The 22,422-nt window shown below is 46.1% G+C and carries 18 protein-coding genes; 8 read left to right on the top strand and 10 right to left on the bottom strand.

Going from position 1 to position 22,422, the window contains the following annotated elements; all coding sequences use genetic code 11:
* Nucleotides 1–34: 34 nt before the first annotated feature.
* The 3 genes from AC3WS5_RS05595 (at nucleotide 35) to AC3WS5_RS05585 (ending at nucleotide 1,976) form a co-directional block, all read left to right on the top strand.
* Nucleotides 35–601: a hypothetical protein gene (locus AC3WS5_RS05595; protein ID WP_492466270.1), complete on the top strand. Its 567-nt coding sequence runs from the start codon at nucleotides 35–37 to the stop codon at nucleotides 599–601.
* A 139-nt stretch (nucleotides 602–740) separates the two neighbouring features.
* Entirely contained in the window at nucleotides 741–1,283 is a 543-nt protein-coding gene (locus AC3WS5_RS05590; RefSeq protein ID WP_492466269.1) for an inorganic diphosphatase, read from the top strand.
* A 24-nt stretch (nucleotides 1,284–1,307) separates the two neighbouring features.
* Entirely contained in the window at nucleotides 1,308–1,976 is a 669-nt protein-coding gene (locus AC3WS5_RS05585; RefSeq protein ID WP_492466268.1) for a hypothetical protein, read from the top strand.
* Between the two features lie 9 nt (nucleotides 1,977–1,985).
* Here the strand turns inward: AC3WS5_RS05585 and AC3WS5_RS05580 are convergent, their stop codons facing one another.
* The 3 genes from AC3WS5_RS05580 to AC3WS5_RS05570 form a co-directional block, all read right to left on the bottom strand.
* On the bottom strand, nucleotides 1,986–2,756 hold the full coding sequence (locus tag AC3WS5_RS05580) for a C40 family peptidase (RefSeq protein WP_492466267.1): 771 nt from the start codon (nucleotides 2,754–2,756) through the stop codon (nucleotides 1,986–1,988).
* A gap of 65 nt (nucleotides 2,757–2,821) precedes the next feature.
* A complete protein-coding gene (gene rsgA, locus AC3WS5_RS05575) occupies nucleotides 2,822–3,763 on the bottom strand; it encodes a ribosome small subunit-dependent GTPase A (protein ID WP_492466266.1) in 942 nt (313 codons plus the stop codon).
* 144 nt (nucleotides 3,764–3,907) lie between these two features.
* On the bottom strand, nucleotides 3,908–4,714 hold the full coding sequence (locus tag AC3WS5_RS05570; RefSeq protein ID WP_492466265.1) for a 2,3,4,5-tetrahydropyridine-2,6-dicarboxylate N-succinyltransferase: 807 nt from the start codon (nucleotides 4,712–4,714) through the stop codon (nucleotides 3,908–3,910).
* 141 nt (nucleotides 4,715–4,855) lie between these two features.
* Here AC3WS5_RS05570 and AC3WS5_RS05565 point away from each other — a divergent pair, with 141 nt between their 5' ends.
* Genes AC3WS5_RS05565 through AC3WS5_RS05550 form a run of 4 tightly spaced genes read left to right on the top strand, consistent with a single transcriptional unit; the run spans nucleotide 4,856 to nucleotide 8,593 of the window.
* Entirely contained in the window at nucleotides 4,856–6,013 is a 1,158-nt protein-coding gene (locus tag AC3WS5_RS05565; RefSeq protein WP_492466264.1) for a glycosyltransferase family 4 protein, read from the top strand.
* Nucleotides 6,014–6,054: 41 nt separating this feature from the next.
* Nucleotides 6,055–6,624 (top strand): L-threonylcarbamoyladenylate synthase, encoded by a 570-nt coding sequence (locus AC3WS5_RS05560; RefSeq protein WP_492466263.1) that lies wholly within the window; start codon nucleotides 6,055–6,057, stop codon nucleotides 6,622–6,624.
* Between the two features lie 39 nt (nucleotides 6,625–6,663).
* Complete coding sequence (locus AC3WS5_RS05555; RefSeq protein WP_492466262.1) at nucleotides 6,664–8,088, top strand: CCA tRNA nucleotidyltransferase; 1,425 nt, start codon at nucleotides 6,664–6,666, stop codon at nucleotides 8,086–8,088.
* 52 nt (nucleotides 8,089–8,140) lie between these two features.
* Nucleotides 8,141–8,593 (top strand): SRPBCC family protein, encoded by a 453-nt coding sequence (locus tag AC3WS5_RS05550; protein WP_492466261.1) that lies wholly within the window; start codon nucleotides 8,141–8,143, stop codon nucleotides 8,591–8,593.
* On the opposite strand, the gene acs is transcribed toward AC3WS5_RS05550, so the two are convergent.
* From acs to AC3WS5_RS05535, 3 genes are all read right to left on the bottom strand, one after another.
* Nucleotides 8,594–10,504, bottom strand: a complete 1,911-nt coding sequence (acs, locus tag AC3WS5_RS05545) for an acetate--CoA ligase (protein WP_492466260.1) — start codon at nucleotides 10,502–10,504, stop codon at nucleotides 8,594–8,596.
* Between the two features lie 142 nt (nucleotides 10,505–10,646).
* Nucleotides 10,647–10,874: a DUF6814 family protein gene (locus AC3WS5_RS05540; protein WP_492466259.1), complete on the bottom strand. Its 228-nt coding sequence runs from the start codon at nucleotides 10,872–10,874 to the stop codon at nucleotides 10,647–10,649.
* A gap of 55 nt (nucleotides 10,875–10,929) precedes the next feature.
* The gene (locus AC3WS5_RS05535; RefSeq protein WP_492466258.1) at nucleotides 10,930–12,510 is read right to left on the bottom strand and encodes an MFS transporter; all 1,581 of its coding nucleotides are present in this window, start codon (nucleotides 12,508–12,510) and stop codon (nucleotides 10,930–10,932) included.
* A 323-nt stretch (nucleotides 12,511–12,833) separates the two neighbouring features.
* On the opposite strand from AC3WS5_RS05535, the gene AC3WS5_RS05530 reads away from it, so the two are divergent.
* Entirely contained in the window at nucleotides 12,834–13,520 is a 687-nt protein-coding gene (locus tag AC3WS5_RS05530; RefSeq protein WP_492466257.1) for an SMUG2 DNA glycosylase family protein, read from the top strand.
* 61 nt (nucleotides 13,521–13,581) lie between these two features.
* Here the strand turns inward: AC3WS5_RS05530 and AC3WS5_RS05525 are convergent, their stop codons facing one another.
* The 4 genes from AC3WS5_RS05525 to AC3WS5_RS05510 form a co-directional block, all read right to left on the bottom strand.
* Nucleotides 13,582–14,544, bottom strand: coding sequence for an ion channel (locus tag AC3WS5_RS05525; protein WP_492466256.1), 963 nt, complete (start codon nucleotides 14,542–14,544; stop codon nucleotides 13,582–13,584).
* A 153-nt stretch (nucleotides 14,545–14,697) separates the two neighbouring features.
* On the bottom strand, nucleotides 14,698–16,413 hold the full coding sequence (locus AC3WS5_RS05520) for a DUF4091 domain-containing protein (protein ID WP_492466255.1): 1,716 nt from the start codon (nucleotides 16,411–16,413) through the stop codon (nucleotides 14,698–14,700).
* Nucleotides 16,414–16,422: 9 nt separating this feature from the next.
* The gene (locus AC3WS5_RS05515) at nucleotides 16,423–19,533 is read right to left on the bottom strand and encodes a DUF5107 domain-containing protein (RefSeq protein ID WP_492466254.1); all 3,111 of its coding nucleotides are present in this window, start codon (nucleotides 19,531–19,533) and stop codon (nucleotides 16,423–16,425) included.
* 33 nt (nucleotides 19,534–19,566) lie between these two features.
* Nucleotides 19,567–21,981 carry a glycoside hydrolase family 2 TIM barrel-domain containing protein gene (locus AC3WS5_RS05510; RefSeq protein ID WP_492466253.1) on the bottom strand — a complete coding sequence of 805 codons (2,415 nt, stop codon included), beginning with the start codon at nucleotides 21,979–21,981 and terminating at the stop codon, nucleotides 19,567–19,569.
* Nucleotides 21,982–22,422 lie beyond the last annotated feature (441 nt).

The following is a 22,422-nucleotide window of genomic DNA, read 5'->3' as shown; positions in this document are numbered from 1 at the left end:
GCCCGCCAAAGGCGGTGAACTAAAAAAATTACGGATGAACCGAAGCCTCGTTAATTATTCTTACAGAGGGGATGTATATGCGGAGTTCCATCCGATAAAATTCCTAACCGCCAAAGGCGGTGAACTAAAAAAATTACGGATGAAAAGGTTTTATACTTTCCTATTCCTCTCCCTCTTATGGTTGGCATCCTGTAATTCACCGGATGAAGACAACAGCTCCGGAGAGGCCGACAGTGACAATGACCTGAATGTCGCCATCGGGTTTGTTCAGGCAGCTTTAAAAGGAAAATATGATCTGGCCGGAAACTATATGCTGCATGATTCTGTCAACGACCAGCATCTGGAAGCTGTATCGCGGATGAGGCTCACTCCCGACGAACGTCAGGGACTGTGGGATGCCACCGTTAAAATACATAGCAGGAAACTCGTTAATGACAGTACCAGCATCATCATTTACTCAAATTCCTTTCATGCTGATAATAAAGACACATTAAAAATCGTGCGAAAGGATGGTAAGTGGCTGGTGGATTTTAAGTATCTCTTTGATCACGATCAGGCATATCCCCGTATCGATTCCCTGGAAAACTCCGCTCCCCGGTAAGTCAATCAGCTAAAAGCGGAAAAAGATGCAGGTGATCGCGGGTCTGACAGAATACAAGGTCTGTCCGTGAATTATTGTTCAAATATCCTCCGCGAGTCGAAATGAATAAAATCGACTCCGGACAAAAACTAAAATACACATGATAACAGTCAATCACCCGTGGCACGGGGTACACTACGGTCCCAATGCACCGGAGATAGTGAATACAATTATAGAAATCCCGGAGGGTTCAAGGTCAAAATATGAAATCGACAAACAAACCGGACTACTGAAGCTCGACCGTGTGATATATTCATCGTTTCACTACCCTGTCAATTATGGATTCATTCCACAAACGCTGGGACATGATCATGACCCTCTTGATATCCTGGTCCTTTGTTCACAGGCTATCCGGTCATTTTGCCTGGTACGCGCAAAAGTGATCGGTAACATGCAGATGATCGACAGCGGAGAATATGATGATAAGATCATTGCGGTTGCCCAGGATGATCCATCCGTGAATCACTACGATCATATCGATGAATTACCACAACACTTCCTGCTGGAGTTGCGCAATTTTTTCGAACAGTATAAAGTTCTCGAAAGCAAGAAAGTTGAAATTGATACTTTCCAGGACAGGGCTACCGCACTTACTGTTATTACGGAAGCGATCGACCTGTACAAGGAAAATTTTCAGCGATAGCATCAACACTTAATCAGTTACAACGTGCCCGGAAACTTCAAAAATATCCTGTTATTAACTGGCAGTTTATTGGCCTGTTCTATCGTTTTCGGGCAGTTTCAACTTTCCAGGATTCTGAAATCACAATTCAGGGTCAATCCGATCGGAGGACCCTTCCCGGCGTTTCTGGAGACCTTGCGCACCGATCCTGATCTGCTGAATAAGAAGGAGACCCTGAAAACAGACAGCACCATGTACATCCTGACCGGCGAGTACAAAGTGTTTAACCCTTTTAATTTTCCGGCAACAAAGGTTGAGATCCTTTTCGCGGAAGATGAGTTTTCTATGAAAGACAGAAAGAATCAGCCTCAATATCTGACTTTCTACAACTACCAGATTATCGTGTATTGTCAGGATAATCCTGCCATCAGGAAAGCACTGGAAAAAGAATATAATACACTCGCCAGAAAACTGAAGCGAGACCTGCCCGACGTGGAAGCGAGTAGCTTGCGTGGCGTGAAAAATGTGCAGGATGGCGAAGTCCGTACCTATTATAATAAACTCGCCCTGGTGAGCCCCGCCTCGCTGAGTTGGCAAACCCTGTCGCAGTCAAAGCAACTGGTGCTAACCCTATTGATCAGGTTGAGGGTTGTCGACAATTATGCGGTGCCGTTCGGTTTTTCGAAACAAAGTATTTATGGGAATTCAGACTGACCCTCCCTTCTACCAAAACCTCCTGATGGAATTCAGCTTGTGCGTTCTCTTGCCGGTTTCAGCGTTAGTGATACCTTCCTTATCCAGTAGATCAATTCTGACTTTTCCTGATGCGTGAATGATCCGGTCGGTGCCCAGCAATATTCCCACATGAACGATTTCATCTTTATCATCAAAAAAAGCCAGGTCACCTTTTTGAGAAAGGGCTAATTTCTTTACCGCGGTTCCCTGAAGGGCCTGTTGCCAGGCATCCCGGGGCAGTGGCACTCCGGCCATTTTAAAAACAGTCTGGGCAAAGCCGCTGCAATCGACACCAAGAATCGTTCTACCTCCCCACAAATAAGGCGCATTCAGCCAGCTAATGGCCATCGACTCAACCATGTTTGATTTTGGAGCGGTGCTTTCGGCAGGATTCACGACGTCTCCCTGAAATTGATATTTGGAATCTCCCGCCTTACCCCAGGTACCGTCAAAACCAGGTAGAAAAGAACCCATCGGGATATAAGCAGGTACATCATTCAGCAGTATCCTGTTCAGGTAATCCCCAGCAAACAACCCGTTGGATGACTGAGCTTCTAACTTATTCACTGACGTAAAAAGATGATGGGTGATCCAGCCCGAATAACCGTCGTAGAGGCTTTTGACCCTATACCAGGACTTTTGACGGCTTTCAATTATTTCAAAAGCTTCGCCAAAAAGCAATTGATTCACCATTTCCTGCCGGTGATCGGGCTTCTTCCTTACCGGTGCTGCCGGTACCGTAATGATGCCAAATTCCATGATCGCTGATTTAATTTGCCGCCCCATCACAGGCACTTCCCTGAGCCGGTGCTGAGGTTCTAAAATTATCCGTATCTGGGCAGACCTTCACCCAGACTATTCAAAATATTCAGATAATTTATATATCGTTCTTCCGATATATCACCATTTTCCACCGCCTTCTTGACCGCACAGTTTGGTTCATTCACGTGTACACAGTTGTTATACTGGCAGTCCTGCAGGCGCTCGCGCATCTCCGGGAAATAATGCGAAAGTTCTTCTTTCTCGAGCGACGTGATGGCAAGCTCGCGTATGCCCGGTGTATCGATGATCCGGCCTCCCGCTGAGAGGTCATACATCGTGGCAAATGTTGTCGTGTGCTGACCCTTTCCGCTCCAGCCGCTAAGCTCCTGGGTCTTGAGCTCAAGGCCGGGAATCAGTTTATTTAAAAGGGACGATTTCCCAACGCCGCTATGGCCGCTGAACAAGGTGGTTTTGCCAGCCAGGCGGTCGGAGAGTTCCGCCAGACCTTCATCCCGAATAACGCTGGTCGTGAGGGTCCCGTAACCTATCGTTTCATAAATTTTCCTGGTAGCTTCCAGTTTCTGCCACTCTTTTTTTCCGTACAGATCCGTTTTATTAAACACCAGTATTGCCGGCACATGATACATTTCACACACGACCAGGAACCTGTCGATAAACCCCGTTGAAGTACGCGGCTCCCGGGGAGTGGCAACAAGTACCGATTGATCCAGATTTGCTGCAATGATGTGCTGCTGATGTTTTAAACGGGGGGATTGACGGTTGATATAATTCCGGCGGGGTAAAATCTCCGTGATAATGGCAGTAGATCCTTTTTCGTCCTCCAGTTCCACCATTACTTCGTCACCAACTGCAACTGGATTGGTACTGGTGATTTCGTCTATTTTGAAAACGCCTTTGATACGGGCATTATAAAACACCCCTTTTGCATCTTTTACGGTATACCAGCTACCGGTTGATTTATAAACGATCGCGGAAAATGACATGGCGTTTTTAAAACTGGCTTTATCTGTAAAGCATCAATCTAAATGTATTCAATAATATATTAATACAAATTCCTGCAACCCACGGACTTCAAAATGCGCGCTGACCTTCGGTCCCAGCCCCACCGCACCGTCTAAGGCTGAAGATCAGACGCTTACATTAAATGCGCGGAGTGCATCGTTCAGACTTGTTTTGAGGTCGGTACTGGCTTTTCTCTTACCGATGATCAGTGCGCAGGTCACGTGAAATTCACCGGCCGGAAATTTTTTCGCATAGGTTCCCGGTATCACTACGCTCCGGGCCGGCACCCTGCCCTTGCTTTCGATGGGAACTGAACCACTCACATCGATAATGCGGGTACTTTTCGTCAATACGACATTGGCCCCAAGTACAGCTTCTTTTTCAACGATCACTCCCTCGACAACGATAGAACGGCTTCCCAGAAAACATCCATCTTCAATAATCACCGGACTGGCCTGCAGGGGTTCCAGAACCCCTCCAATACCTACGCCTCCGCTCAGGTGCACACCCTTGCCGATTTGCGCGCAACTTCCCACTGTGGCCCAGGTATCCACCATGGTCCCCTCATCTACGTAGGCGCCGATATTCACATAAGACGGCATCAGCACAACATTCCTCCCAAGAAAAGACCCATAACGGGCCACCGCGTGAGGCACAGCCCTGACGCCTTGTTCCTGGTAGTTCTTTTTCAACAACATCTTATCGTAAAATTCAAACGGATCTAGGTCCCAGGTCTTCATCGGCTGGATAGCAAAATACATCAGAATGGCCTGCTTCACCCATTCATTAACGATCCATTTATTACCGTTTTTCTCCGCCACCCTAAGTTTCCCGTGATCCAGTGCGGCAATAACTTCATGAACGGCATCGCCGTATTTTTTATCTTTCAATAAATCTCTGTCAGCCCAGGCCGCTTCAATCAGTTCCTTCATATTTAATTTTTAAAGGCCTCAAAGATAATAGAAATTGCTCATCGGGATCCAGCATAACCGACGCTTTCCGGCCATGTTAGAAAAACAGATCCACAGAATACCTGTTAGCGATCCAGCCTCAAACCCCTATATCTTTGCCGGATGAAGATCGGGTTTGATGCAAAGAGAGCATTCCATAATCACACCGGGCTGGGCGTTTTCAGCCGGGTGCTCATCCAGTTGCTCGTAGATAACTATCCGGATAACCAGTATTATCTGTTCAATCCCAAACCGGGTAATCTTTTCAACGCATCCGGCGCATCCCTTTCTGAAATACTGCCGCCCCCGTATTTAACCGGCATGCTGAGCAGCCTCTGGCGCAGCAAATGCTCGACCCGAGACATTAAAAAACTCGGACTGGACCTGTACCATGGTTTAAGCCATGAGATACCCCGGGGGATGCCTGCAACGGGTATTCCATCCATCGTGACCATGCACGATTTATTTCCAGAGATTTATCCAGAGCAATATAAACCGCTGGATGTGAAAATATACAGAAGCAAATCGAGATATGCCTGCAAAAATGCAACCCGGATCATGGCTATCAGCCAGGAAACTAAAAAACATATTATTGAAAAGTATGGGGTTGACCCCGAAAGAATTGAAGTGATCTATCAAAGTTTCGACCCTGTTTTTTCAAAGCTGCAAAGCCGGGCTGAGAAAGAAAATATCCGCGAAAAGTATCAGCTTCCGCCTGCCTATTTTCTGCATGTGGGGAGCATCATTGAGAGAAAGAACCTCCTCAATATTTGCCGGGCGATGAAGATGATACAGGGTGAAATTAATATCCCCCTGGTGGTGGTGGGAGACGGCAAAAGGTATAAAGATAAAGTTAAGCAATTTATCGGGGAAAACCAAATGGAAAACAGTATCTTATTTCTCTCCGAAAGCCTCTCCGGGGCTGGGCATTCACCGGTTGTACTCCGGGAGGATTTCCCTGCCATTTACCAAATGGCCACTGCCATGATCTACCCTTCCTTTTACGAAGGATTCGGTATTCCAATCGTGGAAGCCATGGCGGGTGGCGCCCCCGTAATCACTTCCAACAGCTCCTGCCTGCCTGAGGTGGGCGGCAAGGCGGCGTTTTATGTGAATCCTGAAAATCCATCTGAAATGGCGGAGGGGTTCCGGAAAATAGTTGGCGACCCGGTACTGGCGGAACACATGACACAACTTGGCTTTGAACAGGTAAAAAAATTTCTGCCTGAGACCTACGTCGGTGCAGTGATGAAGATGTATGAAACAGTCGCAGGGGCGTGAGTTACGGAGGGCGTCTGCCATTTTTTGTTTAAAACAACGCTATGAACATTTTTGAAGAAGACATAAGGCATTGTATTAATATCCTCAACAGGGGTGGGGTTATCCTGTACCCCACAGACACCGTATGGGGATTAGGCTGTGATGCAACGCGTACGGATGCTGTTGAAAAAGTGTATACCCTTAAAGAACGGGCCGACAGCAAGGCGCTCATTGTATTAGTTGCCGACGAGCTGGAAATCATGAAGTACACCTCCGAAGCCGATTTGAGCCTGTTCGACTACCTGTCAACTGTACAAAAACCCACCACCGTTATTTATGACCAGGGGATCGGTTTTGCCGAGAACCTGACGGCACAGGACGGAAGCATTGCGATCAGAATCTGCAGGGATACATTCTGCAGGAGTCTACTGAAACGCTTTGGGAAACCAATCGTATCCACCTCCGCCAATATTTCCGGTGCGGCCACGCCGGCCAATTTTAAGTCGGTAAGCGATCAGATCAGGTTGGGGGTTGATTATGTTGTTTCGTACCGACAGGACGATGAAACGCCGCATAAGTCCTCGCCCATCATCCGATGGAAAAACGGAGAGATCATCATTATCCGGCCCTGAATCTCCAGCCCCGGACAAAATATTTATCTTTGACGGCTGATGGAAATTGAATTGACCCCAGTCGAGAAAAAATTGTTGGAAACAGTGACGGATGCCGCTGAAAGCCTCGGCATGGAATGTTATCTGATTGGCGGATTTGTGCGCGATAAAATATTGAACCGGCCCACCAGGGATGCCGATATCGTTTGTGACGCCGACGGGATCCGCCTCGCCAAAGCGGTGGCAGAAAAAATGAATCCGGTGCCTGCTGTCAATTATTTCAAAAATTTCGGTACTGCGCATTTACATACGGCCGGTTTTGACCTCGAATTCGTGGGGGCGAGGAAGGAAAGTTACCAACAGGACAGTCGTAAACCCCAGGTTGAGCCAGGGAGCCTTGAAGACGATCAGAAACGGAGGGACTTCACAATCAACGCAATGGCAATCAGCCTGAATAAAAAAGATTTCGGTAAGCTGAACGATCCGTTTGACGGTCTCCGGCATCTCGAAGAAAAGCTTATCATTACGCCGCTGGAACCCGACCAAACCTTCAGTGACGATCCGTTGCGTATGATGCGCGCCATCCGCTTTGCGACACAATTGGGTTTTACGATCGCCGACGAGACCCTGCAATCGATCAGTCGAAACGCGGAGCGGATTCAAATCATCTCACAGGAAAGGATCACTGATGAACTGAATAAAATTATCCTGGCAGAAAAACCATCTATCGGCTTTGACCTGCTGTTTAAGACCGGCGTACTGAAAATCATATTCCCCAAAATGGCAGCGCTGGCGGGAGCAGTGTATATCGACGGGTTGGGTCACAAAGATAATTTCTACCATACCCTGCAAGTGCTGGATAATATTTCAATGAACACCGATGACCTCTGGATCCGATGGGCGGCCATTCTCCATGACATCGGGAAACCCGCGACCAAGAAATTTGAAAAGGGGCACGGATGGACATTTCACGGTCATGAAGTAGTGGGTGGAAAGATGGTCCCGGGTATATTTGCCAGGCTTCGGTTGCCGCAAAACGAAAAAATGCGGCAGGTCAAAAAGCTGGTGGAGCTGCACCTCCGCCCTATCAGTCTGACCAAAGAAAACATTACGGATTCTGCTATTCGCCGTTTACTGTTTGATGCCGGTGAAGATTTTGAAGCACTGATGATGCTTTGTGAGGCGGATATTACCAGCAAGAACAGACAAAGGGTTAAGCGTTATCTTGAGAACTTCCAGCTCGTCAGGGAGCGTTGCCGCGAAGTGGAAGAGAAAGATCATATCCGGAACTGGCAACCACCGATCGATGGCGTGCAAATTATGGAGATGTTTAACCTGAAACCTTCCCGACCCGTTGGTCTTTTGAAAGAAGCACTGAAAGACGCGATCCTGGATGGAGATATTCCAAACACTTACGAAGATTCAAAAACATTTCTGATCGCGAAGGCCAGGGAAATAGGTCTTGAATCCCAGCCTGGAAATTAGAAACTAAACTGGACCCGGCATGTGAACGACTTTAATTTTTAAATGATAGTATATGCACCCGGAGAACTATGTACGAGAAGAACTTTACCATGTACCTGTCGAAAAAGTATGGCAGGCGTTAACTGATAAAGACACAATAAAAAAATGGTATTTCGATATCCCTGATTTTGAACTTCGCGTTGGCGCTGTTTTCAACTTCTATGAACCTGGCGACGCCCGGCAATTCCATCACCAGTGTACCATCAAAGAAATCATTCCCCTGCAAAAACTGCAGCATACCTGGACTTATCCCGAACTTGGGGATGGGATCACAATGGTTACCTGGAAATTATCGCCTGATGGTGACAATACCCAGGTCAGGCTCACCCATGAGGGGTTGGAAGCCTTTGCAGATCTGGGGCCTGCTTTCACCCCGCAAAATTTCGAGGCTGGATGGAAGGAGATCATGGGCCATGGACTCAAGGATTTCCTGAAGGGTAACAAGTCTTCCAACCTCCCGGATTAACTACGGAATCCTGTTATTCTTAATTTCTTCCACCACTTCCGGATCGAGCAATGTAGTGGTATCACCAAAATCAGTAAAATTGCCTTCCGCGATTTTCCTGAGTATCCGCCGCATGATCTTGCCACTGCGTGTCTTGGGCAATCCCGGTACAAACTGGATCTTTTCCAATTTGGCGATCGGCCCGATCTGGTCGGTAATCAGTTGATTTATTTCTTTTCGGAGGTTCTCCCTGTCCCGCGTCTCCCCTCTTTCCTTCAGGATCACGAAGCCGTACAGCGCATTTCCCTTAATATCATGCGGATATCCTACAATGGCGCTTTCCGCAACTGCCGGGTGCTCATTGATGGTATCCTCAATAGGAGCTGTCCCCAGGTTGTGCCCGGACACAATGATGATATCATCCACCCTGCCGGTGATCCGGTAATAGCCCACTTCGTCGCGTAAGGCTCCGTCTCCCGTAAAATACTTGCCCGGGAATGAACTGAAATAGGTATCCTTATAGCGTTGATGATCGCCCCAGATACTTCTCGCGATACCAGGCCACGGAAAACGGATACAAAGATTGCCATCAACCTGATTAGCAGTGATCTCATTTCGCTTTTCATCCATCAAGACCGGTTGAATACCGGGCAGTGGCAAGGTGGCATAAGTGGGTTTAGTAGGCGTTACAAACGGAAGCGGAGATATCATAATGCCTCCCGTTTCGGTTTGCCACCAGGTATCAACGACAGGGCATTTCTTTTTACCCACCTGATCATTATACCAGTGCCAGGCCTCTTCATTAATCGGTTCGCCAACAGACCCGATCACGCGCAGTGAAGAGAGATCGTGCTTCTCCACCCAGGATGTACTTTCTTTTGCGAGTGCCCTGATGGCAGTGGGTGCCGTATAAAACTGCGAGACTTTATGCTTTTCGATGACCTGCCAAAAGCGGTCAGGTTCCGGATAAGTAGGTATCCCCTCGAACATCAGGGTTGTAGCGCCGTTTGCCAGCGGTCCGTACAGGATATAGGAATGACCGGTGATCCAGCCAATATCAGCCGTGCACCAATAAATATCATTTTCCTGGTAGTTAAAAACGTTTTTGAACGTATATGCAGTAAATACCATGTATCCCGCGCAGGTATGGAGCATCCCTTTTGGTTTACCCGTGGAACCTGATGTATATAGGATAAATAAAGGATCTTCCGCATCCATAATAGTGGGGATATTATCAACTGGTGCGTTGTTCAGTAACGGTTGCAACCAGATGTCCCGGCCTTCTTTCATTTTTATATCGCTATGGGTACGCTTTACTACCAGCACCTTTTCGACTACAGGGCATTTATTCAGCGCCTCATCCACAATCGCTTTTAGTTCCAGCACTTTATTACCGCGGTAACTGCCATCTGCAGTGATCACAACCTTGCTTTCGCTGTCGTTAATCCGGGTGGACAGTGCATTCGATGAAAAACCTGCAAACACCACGGAATGGATAGCGCCGATACGGGCACAAGCCAGCATGACAACGGGCAGTTCAGGAATCATCGGCAGATAAATAGTAACCCGGTCGCCTTTCTTCACGCCCTGGTCGCGCAGGACGTTAGACATTTTTCCAACCCTGTCATACAATTCCTGGTAAGTAATGGTCTGGGCTTCTTCGTTCGGATCATTCGGCTCCCAAATAATTGCGGGCTTGGTTCCTCTGGGCGCAAGATGCCTGTCAATACAATTTTTGGTGATATTCATTTTGGCATTAACGAACCATTCAATTTTAGCCTCGCGCATATCATAGTTCACCACTTTCTCCCAGCGCTGATACCAGACAAAATTCTCATCCGCCACCTTATCCCAGAATTTCTTTGGGTTTTTGATCGACTTTTTATACTGTTTGAAATAGTCAGGAAGCGACTCGATCACATAGTTCTTCATTTGATCACTACTTTAAGGGTTAATTTGATTTGCAATAACTTCAGGAGGGATAAATATAAAACAAAACAATCTATTACTCCTGTTAATAAAAAATTTCTTCAAAATGCGCATCTACACTGATCTGTCAGTCAGTAGATATTTGCTATTTATGATGACTGCTGTATTCACCTTTCACGGCAAAGTATCCGAACATCGCAAGGCCACCCACGATAATGGGCGTAAGTATAACCAGGATGATGAGACCAAACACCAGGTCTTCCTGTTTGCCCGTTAACAGCTTGGGTACGCCAAAAACAAAAATGCAGAAATAGGCGGTAACGACTGATAGCAATAGCCAGATCGCACCTAAGAATTTCTTAATGATATCCATAATCAATATTTAGAATTTTTAATTTATTTTTTTTAAGCTAACTGCCAGAGACCATTCAGAGCTCCCTCGGTTCCCTGTTTTTTCCATCGAGGTAAATCAGTCCGATAATAAAACATACCGACGCCACCACAATTGGATACCAAAGTCCTTCGAGGTACCAGTGACTATGGCCGCTTGCCTTCCCATTGGTTACCAGATAGGTGGCCACGGCCGGGAGTAACCCTCCAAAAATGCCATTACCAACATGATAAGGAAGCGACATCGATGTATAGCGTATCCTGACCGGGAACATTTCCACCAGGAATGCTGCGATGGGGCCATACACCATCGTCACAAATAATACCTGGATAAATACCAGGAAAGCCAGGGTCCATTTATCCGGACTATTGAGGATAATTTTTTTAGAAACCACCGCGGGCGGGCTAGCCATTTGTGGCTGCAGACTCCTGTGAACCACGCTGTCGGTCCGGCTAACCGTTCCATCGGTAAAAGTCAGGATCCTGGAAAAAGTAATGGTGCTGTCGCCCCGAATTTCCTCGTTTTCAAATCCGTTCCGCTTCTCCTCTATCCCATTGGCAGCCACCTGCTTTTCGGAGAGGTTCGACAATTGAAACATCTGGTCATAGATCGGCCGGTAAGCAAGTACTGCCAAAAGCATACCGGCTAGCATGATACTTTTCCGGCCCCATTTATCCGAAAGCCAGCCAAATAGCACGAAGCCAGGGGTAGCAACAAAAAGGGCTATTGCCATTAGCGCATCAACCTGTGCACTGTCAACCTGCATCACCTTTTGCATAAAGCTGATGGCATAGAACTGCCCGGTGTACCAAATAACGCCCTGACCCATAACCGCTCCAAAAAGCGCAAGCAGCACGTATTTCAGGTTGTACCTGTTCCCGAAACTCTCCTTGAGTGGATTTGAAGAGGTTTTTCCTTCCTTCTTTGCTTTGGCAAATAAGGGCGATTCTTTCATATTTTTCCGAATCACATAGGATACACCCACCATCAGGATCGATATCCAGAACGGCACTCGCCAGCCCCATTTGTCAAATTCTTCGGGCGTGAGTGACGATTTGGTCACTAAGATCACGATCAGAGACACAAACAAACCGGCGGTAGCGGTCGTTTGAATCCACGATGTCCAGAATCCACGCCGTCCCGGCTCCGCGTACTCAGCGACATAAGTAGCGGCGCCGCCGTATTCACCACCCAAAGCCAGTCCCTGAAGCAGCCGCAACAACAGGACTAATATGGGAGCTGCATAGCCGATTGTCTGATAGCCGGGTACGCAACCGATAAGAAAAGTAGATCCGCCCATGATCAGCAGGGTAACTAGAAATGTATATTTACGGCCAATCATATCTCCCAGCCTACCAAAAAATAGAGCCCCGAACGGTCGGACAACAAACCCGGCTGCGAAGGTGGCTAGCGTTGATAAAAAAGCAGCAGTAGGATTTTCAGAAGGGAAAAATTTAGTAGCCAGTACAGCGGCGAGGCTCCCAAAAATATAAAAATCATACCACTCAATTAAGGTTCCCAGAGAAGATGCAGTGATCACACTCCAGATTGTACTATTCTTCTTGCGCCGGGCAACGTACTCGTCATGCGCTGCCTGGGTCCTGAAACTTTTGGGCATCCGTGTCTATGGCTTTTGTTATTTAAAAATCTTTATACTGGCCGGAATCTTGTTTTGCTATTGGCAATATTTTGCTAATTTAGGGAATTCAGTCAAATCGATTCAAACCAAAGTGATTTCTTTACGAAAATTTCAAGATTTATCACATTTTATTAGAAATACCTGAACACCCACTACCGAGCCGCCGCCAAAATTCTACCGCAGACGAAAAGCCCTTTTCCAGGCTGGATCGATGCTTAGGGGAAGTTTTAACCTGCTGATCCAATGATTTCGGGAGTCGTTTATGAACCAGGAAGCGGATTTTTTGTTATGACCTTATTACCATGAGTTTTTCAGATAGAGTTATAACGTTCAATCAGAACTTGCATTATGAGGGTAGTCTGCCTGCCGGTTTCGATGTGCTTAATCCGTTTCGCAGCAATCCGGAGACCATGCAGGTCATGCAGCAGTTTTATAAAAAGTTTTACAATGACGAGAAAAAGCGTCGTTTTATCATCGGTATTAATCCCGGTCGTTGGGGCGCAGGGCTAACCGGTGTTCCTTTTACCGATACAAAGCGACTGGATGCAGTTTGCGGGATAAAAATGAGCAGCGCCTATTCCCATGAGCCCTCATCTGTTTTTGTTTATGAAGTGATTGAAAGATTTGGCGGCGTCAGGAAATTCTTTGGCCGCTTTTATATCAACTCACCTTTTCCGCTAGCCATCATCCGCCAGAACGGAGACGGGAAATGGGTAAACGCCAACTATTACGATGATCGTGAGCTGATGGCCATGACGGAATCTTTTATGATCGATTCGCTGAACAAACATATTTCTCTGGGTCTGGACACTTCTGAAGTCTATGTGCTGGGCAAAAAAAATGCGGAGTTTATCCTTAAGGTGAACAAGAAGAAAAAATTTTTTGAGAATATTGTCATCCTGGATCATCCCAGGTATATCCAGCAATACAAAAGCAAAGAGAAAGAAGCTTACCTGGACCGGTATTTGTCTGCATTAAAAGGGAGATAACAAAAGAGAGATCTTTTCGAAATCAAAATATAGTCCTAAAAATTATATTTAGTCTACTGCTTCAGATCTTTACTGATTCGAAAGGAACAAACTGATTCAACTTTCGTAAATCAACAATGGTGCCCTTGCCTTCAGGGGAATCAAAAAACACCGGGACAAACTTTGCACCATTAACAATTTCATCCCAGGTATAGCTGGTCCTTGCGATGACTGTACTTGAATAATCCTCATCAAATGCTTTCAGGTAGATGACCAATTCAAAATCGGCATCTCTCAGATCGCTTGAGGTCAGGTTATTGATCGGACTATTTTCATCAATCGGATGTACTACGGTCCAGGAAATATATAAGGTGTTGATGGTATCAAACTGAAGGGGCAGGTCAAAATACTTATTGATCATCTTTCCGTTTTCCTCTACCATCATACTCGCAGCCATTTTGATGTTTACCTCGCTCAGCGTCGCATTCTTAATGGGCGCAACCCGAAACATCATGGCCTTTCCCTGCCTGAATGGAGCAATGAGTGCGTGTGTACTGAAGCGAATATAGGCCTTGGGCCTGCCAAACCGGCCATAGAGCAGGCCTGTGATGATGGCCAGGGTGAGGATACCGGTAAGTGCTTCAAATGAAGCAATGGTGTTGGTAAAAAATCCCGAGGGGCTGATCCGGCCATAACCGACCGTGGTCAAGGTCTGGGAGCTGAAAAAATAAACCTCTTCAAAGGTCTCAATCGGACTGCCGATTTCGATACCCCGTAAATATGGAAGGCAAAATAAATAATAAATGACCGCAAACAGTAGGTTTATCAGCGTGTAAAATGCCAGGATCAACACGGCAAACTTCCAACTCGAAAGATTGATCAAGAAGTTATAGACTCCGAATTTGTTGAAAAAAGCGGTCCCCCTGGTTACAATATTGGCCGTCCCGTCTTTATTTACAAACCTCGCGTATTTAGCCTCTGTGGAGGTGTTTAGCCCCGTGTTATCGATTGCTTTTTTGCCGGATATCCTTTTTTGTAGTGCCATCTTCCCTAAAATTAGGAAATCCTGCATAATTGCAAATCTGCCCGAAAAACTTTATGCTCTTTTTTTCGCAGCTTCTCCGATAATAAACCTTGACCTCTACTATCGCTGTTGATTCAATGATGCAAAGTTTAGTCCGGAGTTATCTCTTTCAGTTTAACGGCTTAGAAGCTCAAGAATTTCCTTGCGGATTTTCCGGAAATATAATACGCTGTTGTCATAGTCATCAAAATTGCGGATCAGATCATTTATGATTTGCTTTGATTTGACAGAGTCTTTCCGTTCGAGCATTTTGAGCAATTCATAATCATAGATACCGTCTCTCATCGTCTCAAAGCGTATCGAAGTATAAAGTTTTTTGTATCCGGGATATACGATCCATGCATCTCCCGCGGGCAGTTTACCCCGGTCACGGGAAGCGTTATCCCTCAATGGATCGGGGCTGCCCCAGTAGTTGAGACCCCAGTGCAAATACCCCGTGGCACCATATTTAAAATTGATCCAGTGCAGATATCTTGTCTGAATCAACGGGAGCTCAATGAAGCGATTGGCATAATTTCCCCGCGGTTCCACGCAGGTATAAAACCAGATCTCCTTGCCCGACTTCCTGAGCCCCTCGTAGAATGGATAGTCTTTGTGAAAAACACTCAGCACGGGTACCCAGACATCCACTCCGTCCTTGAGTTCACCGGATGTCATCACGGCATCCATTATTTTCACGCCTGGGAGATATTTTTTTACATAACTGCTGATTTTTACATAAGAGGCGGCATTCTTTGAAGTTGGTTCATCAGCGATATGTTGAAGATATTTATGCAACCATCCCCGTTTTTCCAGATGATCCTTCAATGCCGGTAAAAATTGGCTTAGGAAATTTTTTGTCCGTTCGTCATTTACCGGGAGCAATACAGAACGCATCCCGCACAATAAGGCCGATGGATTGGGCGCCTGGCGCAGCTTCCGGCTGTTTTCGTCATCGGGTAGCGGGACTTCAACAAAGAACGGATCATCCCAGGCTCCGGATCTCCAGGCAAGGTGCCCGCCCTCAATTCTCTTCAGTGCTCCAGCTTTTTCGAAGATCTCCGCTTCTTTATCAAAATTGCTGAAATCAAATCCATACTTACCGTCCTTGAAAGTAAATTTCGTATTCCATGCAGCATATATACGATGTATATTCTGATTATGGGAAGCCATCATGTCCGCGTGTACTTTCAACAACTCCCAGTACAGAGGCGAATAGATATCTACCTTCTTCCCCCTGTTGAGGTACTCAAGCATTAACGGGCTGAAATGTGCCGACCAATTCGTGATCCACAGGGAAGTCTCAGAAACCGTTACAGGATATACTTTGATATTAAACTCTCCGGAGAACAACTCCTTTTTACCCTGCACCAATCCGGTCAACGTCACTTTTCCTTTATAAATGCCGGCTGGCGCGGTTACTGGAACTGGAACTGAAATCCACAAGGGGTTCACTTCTCCTGCTGCAAGATTCAACGTGGTATCATCTACAATAGGATCAGGAAAATAGCCCGATACCGAACGGATAATATCCCGGGATGCAGGATAATAACTCCTGTCCACCGGTACATAGGTCACCCAACCTTTCCGCGCCGAAAGGGATATCCTGCCATTTGTAGCATCTGCACGTAAAACTGAAAGGCCTTTTATAGGTCTCAATGCTTTTACGACCAATTGGACCGACACGGTTTCGCCGGCGGCAGCCCGCAGCGTATCTCTCGATTCGGGATACCAGGTTCTTTCTTTAAAAACTTTATACAAGGGGTCCACCTGGTGAAATTCCAGGTTCTGTGCATAGCTGCCCGTCGTTAAAAACAGGACCCAAATCAATACTAACTTAAATTTTTTCATATTACTTAATTAAAACAAACGTTGGTCTTTTGAAGAAGAAATCATTTTTAAAAACCGGTCAAACCGGCTGTAATCGATTTGATCCGATTTCTTCTCATACTGACTGATGAAATTTTCCGCGGCCTGCATAAAACTTTGGTTCCCCGGATTTCCTTTCCATTTATTCCATAGTTCACCCGCTTGCTGTGACTTACCCAGTTTAATCAAAGAAAGTATTTGCAGGAGCGCATTATTTGAATACGGATCCTTATTTGAACCAGCTATCTTATTAAAGAAATTCATTGCCGCATCTTTTTTACCTGACCTCTCTAGTATGGTCGCTTGCAGGTAATCCTCCGCCCTCTCATCAACCAGGTCATCATAAGGCTTCCCGGCACCCATGCTATGCGGCCATTTCCTGGATTCTTCCACATATTTCAAGGCAGATTCATTTTCGCCATCTTTCAGGCTGGCCAAAGCCATTCTCAGTTTCGTTTCCTGGTAAAGCCTCCTTCCTTCCCCGGCGCCCTCAAACGGGAGAATTGTAAGTCTGGATAGAACACTATCAGCTTTTCTATTATCATCAAGTCTCAATAACGTTTTTACGTATAACATGGCCGGTATGTAGTGTTCGGGATACTGAACATAATAGGGTTCAATGGTCCTGCGGGCTTCTGCGTAATTATAATGATTCAGATAAAATTCGGCAAGTGCATATGCATACCGCCAGTCATGGTTGCCAACTTTCTCTGCCCGTTTCAAATCAGCCAATACGATAGCTGAATCCGAATGCAAAGATGCCCGGGTAAGGTAAAACGGCGCAAAACCGGTTTCCTCTTTGATGGCTTCCAGTAAATGTTCCGCCTGACTCCTGTTATTTTTAGAAAGATGTAGTAAAGACAAATAATATACAGATTTCCAGTCTCCGCTTTTGGAACAAGCCCATTCAAGAACAGGCTTGGATTCTCCCCGGAACGGAAATACAAAATCTGCCGGCATAGCAATGGCTCGATGCATATAGACCTGCTCGTCCTGGCTGTTCCCGCTCAACCATGCAAGCCAGTAATATTTCATAGGATGCTCAGGCGCCAGTTTTAGAACTGATTTTGCATCTTCCGTTCTGCCCAGGCCTGCATACCAAATAGCCATCTCCAGAAATGTTTGTTCCGGAAATTCATTCCTGAATACGGGTATAGAAGAACCTAATTTTCCTTTGTGATCTTCTTTGAAGTATCGTTCAAAGGAGAGGAACGCATTGAGTGGCTCAAGGTATCTGATTTCATTTTCCAGCTCCCGATTGCCCTTTCCGCGCAGGCGGTTTACCAGAAATTGAAGTTGCAAGCCTTCCATATTAGCAGTGTTATTAACCATCGACTTTTTTGCATAGTCAAACGCTTTCTGCAAATTATTATCACGTAGATAAATTCTGCTGATTCCCGTATAAGCTGCCGATCGGAAGGACGTGGATAAAGCAGCAATCTCCATACCATCCAACGCATCGGATTTTTTTTCCAGTTTGAATGCAGCCAGTGCATAGTAATAATTGGCTTGCGGGTCATAGGTATCAACGCTAAGGGCCAAACGCGCAAAATGAAACGCAGAGTCGTAGTTCATTTTTTCATATTGCAATTGCGACAGCAATGATAATGCAGGAACAAAATAATGATCTCTCTCCAGACATTTTCGCAGATAGATTTCTGACTCCGGATAGTTCCTGAGTCCGGCAAGATCCCTCGCGTAAATAAATAATCCCTGTACTGAGCTCCAGTCAAAATTTGCTGGACTTTCATCAGGGCGACTCAATGACTCTTTCCCCAGAGTCCATCGGGCATCGGCCAAACTTATTGTTGCGCCCCGCATTAATCCGGCGTTTAGATTCAGTTTCAGAGAGATAGTCTGTAGTGGTTTTAACTGTACAATCCTCCGGAAGATTATATTTCCAAGCGAATCCTGCAAATACAACGTATCTCTAATAAACAAATTTGATGAAATGCTAAGCTCATCGTTTTTAAATGAAATAATGCCGGTCTCGTTAGCATCGGTCACGCCGCCGGTCCCGCTGAACGGACTCCAGTACTCGATCCAGGTATCGCTACCCTTAGGACTAAAACGAATTTGTTTAAAGGGTGTCAAGCTGCTCTGGACAGAATTCTGGTTGAACAGTCTGCCACTCTGCATTTCCACGTACTGCCCGTCTTTGTCCGTCAGCAGGTCTTTCCAAATATCGCCCTGATCACTCAAAGCCCACGTAAACATTTTTCTGCCGGGTTTATCATCTCTGGTCACGTAATGCATCATCCCAAAATCCTGATCCTTCCAGTAGGCGCCAAAGTAAGATTTCCCGCTTCCATAAATATGGAATGATTTAGATCCGCCATAGTCGTTCTCCCGCCAGTCGGATACCTGCTTTTTTGCTGCGGAATCGTAAGGCCAGGGCAGCACCGTCCCGTTGTGGCTTAAGGCAACGTCTCCCGGATAGATCAGTTGAAGATCCTTGTGCGCGTAAACCGCTGCGTTCGTCCATTGGTAATATGGCTGCTCCAGGTCGGTTGCGTTATACCAAAACGACCGGGTTGTGAAATACGACTTGTCCTTCTCCAGCCGGATCTCCACGCTCCATCTTGTCCGGGTTAACAAATCAAGGGTACCGATAATACAGCTTACGCTACCATCACCGTTTGTGCGTGTGATATAGTCAACAGGCGTAGCTGTATTTGGCGTGTGGCCTATGATACCGTAATTGAATTCAATCCCACCGCTTGTCCATGGACCGCGCATTGCTACGTCCCTGAACTTAACCGCCTGATTATAATATATGAAATACTTTTTATGGATTTTGTCGTAGGCTGACCAGACCTTACCGCCAATTTCCGGCATGATCTCTACACTAATATAGTCATTTTCAAGATGCACTACTTTCCAATTTCGATTGATGGCTTTTGTCGCAAACCCATCGAATCTGAAATAAGGGTAGATTTTCGCGAACGACGGAACTGGATTGGGATCTGAGAATGGGTAAGTTGTGAATATCCTGTCGAATTCATTGAGTTTTGCCAGGCTCTGCCCATGGAGAATAATAGGAAAAATAATAAATAAACACAATACAATAATCAATAATTTTCCATTAGCTTTCACCGTCATAACATTCAATTTCTTTGTTCCGTTTAATTTTCTTTACTCCGCATTAATCTTTACAGTCGTCCCCTTCAATCCATCAGCATTGACCCGGAGCATGATTTCACCTTTTTCTTTCATCGGTCGCACGATACCCAATGCCAAACCGTTGTATGCATTTCTGTATTTCTTATTGGAAAATGGCTCCAGATCGGCCTGGTAACCGTTGTCTAAGGCAGCAATGGCCCCAGCCCCTGAAATTTCAAAGTCTAGTTTGTTATTAGCGCGCGGCACCAGGTTGCCCTGCCTATCCAGAATCGAGACCTTCACAAAACAGAGGTCCTCCCCGTCAGCCTTAATCTGTTTTCTATCTACCTCAGCGACGACCTGGTATGCCTCACCGGCAGTTCTGACTACCGACTCCATCACTTTCCTTCCTTTCCGTGTAGATACAGCTTTCAACGTGCCGGGTTGGTAAGTGATGCCGTTAAACCGGATAAAAAGATCATCCCCGACCTTTGATTTTTTACCGAGTGACTTCCCGTTCAGGAACAACTCCACCTGATCCGCATTATTAAAATAAACATGCACATCTATCTTTTGACCTTTTGTCCAGTTCCAATGCGGCAGGATATGCAAAACATTATCTTTTGTAAAAATACTTTTGTATAAGTAATAAGCATCTTTGGGAAAGCCCGCCAGGTCAACAATACCAAAATAAGAGCTGCGTGCCGGGAACGGGTATGGTGTAGGCTCACCCAGGTAATCGAAACCGGTCCATAAATACATTCCGCTCAGGTAGGGGTATTTCAGAAAAAGCTTTAGTGCTTCTTCGTTGGTAGAAGCCCAGGGGGCCGAGCAGTTTTCGTAAGCCGAGCAAGTGAAATCTTTATTTCCACCAGGCTTTGTTTCCCTAAATCCTGCCCAGCGGCGTATGCTATCCGAAGGCATGTCATAAACACCCCTCGTTGCGAGTGCAGATACGTCTTCCGCCAGGATAAAGGGTTTGTTTCCGGCGAAAAGTTTGGTCCCAAGGTCCTGCCATTGCTTATGGTGATAATTTACTCCAATAACATCGAGCGCCCCCGAAAGAAACAGGTTATTTTCGTTATTTGCGAAGTTCATAGCCGCGGTAACCGGCCTGGTTTGATCATAGCGCTTGATGATGTTTACGAGGTTTCGTGCGATCGTTCTGCCAATGGTGTCGGCATCCTTCCCATATTGCTCGGGAATTTCATTGCCAATGCTCCACAAGATAATGGATGGATGGTTCCGATCTCTCAGGATTTGATCTGACAAGTCTTTCTCGTGCCAGGCATCAAAATAGAGATTATAGTTAAAGGGTGTGCCTGTCTTTATTTCTGACCATACGTCGAAGGCCTCGTCCATCACCAGCAATCCCAAACTGTCGCAGAGATCCAGCCATTCAGGTGCAGGCGGATTGTGGGAAGTCCGGATACCATTTATGCCCATACTTTTCAAAGTCATTAGTTGGCGTTCCATAGCCCGTATGTTGATAGCCGACCCCAGGGATCCCAGGTCATGATGCATGCAGGCGCCAACGATCTTTATTTTCTCACCATTGAGTGAAAATCCAGTCTTTTGATCAAACTGAAAAGTCCGGATCCCAAATTTTGTGGTGTAGGTATGCTGAAGCTCGCCATTGATCATTATTTCGGAGACCGCTGTATAGAGCTTCGGATCTGTTGTGCTCCATAATTGTGGTTTATCGACTGTTAGCTGTCTCTCAACCTGCTGCGTACCTTTCTGGCTGCCGATCGTATCGGTAAACACCTGCAGTCTGCTGCCATCGGGCCCGAACAGGGTTGTTTTCAGCAGGGTGTTTTGTTGCCGGCTGGTTGAAACCACCTGGGTCTTGATATCCACAACGGCCCTATCCTTATTAACCACCGGAGTAGTGATAAAAGTCCCCCAGTTTTTTATGTAAACGGTGCCCCGTTTGTCCAGCCAGACGTTTCTGTAAATGCCGCTGCCGCTATACCAGCGGGAATTGGGTTGTTTGTTCTCTACCCTGACCGTCAGCAGGTTTTCTTCACCATTGAATTTAAGAAATGGGGTCATGTCATATTCAAAGGAAATATATCCCGAAGGCCGGTTGCCGAGCGTGTGCCCGTTGATGATGACAGTACTGTTCATATACACACCGTCGAAAACGATAAAGATCTTTTTGTCTTTATCCTGGTTGCTGAGGGTAAATTTTTTCTCATACAGCCCAAGCCCGCCCCGTAGCGATGCGCCCCCGTTGCCGCTGGGGCTGAATTTATCAAAAGGCTGTTCAATACTCCAGTCGTGCGGTAAAGTCACCGGCACCGGTTTTCGCTTGATGATGGTTTGCTCGTCCCAGTTATTCGCGTTGTCAACCCTGAACAACCAATCCTCGTTAAACTTTTCGCGCTGTGCGCGCACGGCCAAAAGAATGACCGTAAAAACCGTTAGTAGCATTAATTTTTTCATCCGTATATTTTTGGTTCACCGCCTTTGGCGGTTAATGATTTTGTCAGACAGAACTTCACAAGAACGTTCGCGTGTATAAGAACATTTTTCCGTGCTTCGCTTCCCAATAAAACATTCATAAATGATGAAATGATCCATATATACCAGCAGCGCGTTGATACTTTTAACCCGGGCACCGGCAAACACCAAGCCCACCCAAACCCGTTGTCTGGCCATGTGCTAAGTTACGGTGTAATAACAGAAAAATATCTGATCAAAGATTCAACCGTTTGCACAAGCTATCCCCTTTTCGTGGATCCTCAAACCAACACTTTGATAGTTTTTCACTCATTAAATTTTACGTACAATTCAGTAGAAACATAAGCTGTGCGGCTCTTCGGCCTACAAAAACGACTAACCTGTGGTCTTCTTGCGTTGAAATACCAGACAGACCTTAAAAAG

The sequence above is a fragment of the Niabella sp. CPT15-335-S11 genome (assembly GCF_058792415.1).
The sequence above is the reverse complement of the archived record's forward strand: the minus strand, read 5'-3'. Positions and strand labels throughout refer to the sequence as shown.

Excerpts from the sequence above, each read along its gene's own strand:
- AC3WS5_RS05510 (WP_492466253.1), bottom strand. The coding sequence starts at position 21,981 with ATGAAAAAATTAATGCTACTAACGGTTTTTACGGTCATTCTTTTGGCC.
- AC3WS5_RS05530 (WP_492466257.1), top strand. The coding sequence starts at position 12,834 with ATGAGTTTTTCAGATAGAGTTATAACGTTCAATCAGAACTTGCATTAT.
- AC3WS5_RS05590 (WP_492466269.1), top strand. The coding sequence starts at position 741 with ATGATAACAGTCAATCACCCGTGGCACGGGGTACACTACGGTCCCAAT.
- AC3WS5_RS05535 (WP_492466258.1), bottom strand. The coding sequence starts at position 12,510 with ATGCCCAAAAGTTTCAGGACCCAGGCAGCGCATGACGAGTACGTTGCC.
- AC3WS5_RS05520 (WP_492466255.1), bottom strand. The coding sequence starts at position 16,413 with ATGAAAAAATTTAAGTTAGTATTGATTTGGGTCCTGTTTTTAACGACG.
- AC3WS5_RS05570 (WP_492466265.1), bottom strand. The coding sequence starts at position 4,714 with ATGAAGGAACTGATTGAAGCGGCCTGGGCTGACAGAGATTTATTGAAA.
- AC3WS5_RS05580 (WP_492466267.1), bottom strand. The coding sequence starts at position 2,756 with ATGGAATTTGGCATCATTACGGTACCGGCAGCACCGGTAAGGAAGAAG.
- acs (WP_492466260.1), bottom strand. The coding sequence starts at position 10,504 with ATGAAGAACTATGTGATCGAGTCGCTTCCTGACTATTTCAAACAGTAT.
- AC3WS5_RS05595 (WP_492466270.1), top strand. The coding sequence starts at position 35 with ATGAACCGAAGCCTCGTTAATTATTCTTACAGAGGGGATGTATATGCG.
- rsgA (WP_492466266.1), bottom strand. The coding sequence starts at position 3,763 with ATGTCATTTTCCGCGATCGTTTATAAATCAACCGGTAGCTGGTATACC.
- AC3WS5_RS05555 (WP_492466262.1), top strand. The coding sequence starts at position 6,664 with ATGGAAATTGAATTGACCCCAGTCGAGAAAAAATTGTTGGAAACAGTG.
- AC3WS5_RS05525 (WP_492466256.1), bottom strand. The coding sequence starts at position 14,544 with ATGGCACTACAAAAAAGGATATCCGGCAAAAAAGCAATCGATAACACG.
- AC3WS5_RS05515 (WP_492466254.1), bottom strand. The coding sequence starts at position 19,533 with ATGACGGTGAAAGCTAATGGAAAATTATTGATTATTGTATTGTGTTTA.
- AC3WS5_RS05550 (WP_492466261.1), top strand. The coding sequence starts at position 8,141 with ATGCACCCGGAGAACTATGTACGAGAAGAACTTTACCATGTACCTGTC.
- AC3WS5_RS05565 (WP_492466264.1), top strand. The coding sequence starts at position 4,856 with ATGAAGATCGGGTTTGATGCAAAGAGAGCATTCCATAATCACACCGGG.
- AC3WS5_RS05560 (WP_492466263.1), top strand. The coding sequence starts at position 6,055 with ATGAACATTTTTGAAGAAGACATAAGGCATTGTATTAATATCCTCAAC.
- AC3WS5_RS05540 (WP_492466259.1), bottom strand. The coding sequence starts at position 10,874 with ATGGATATCATTAAGAAATTCTTAGGTGCGATCTGGCTATTGCTATCA.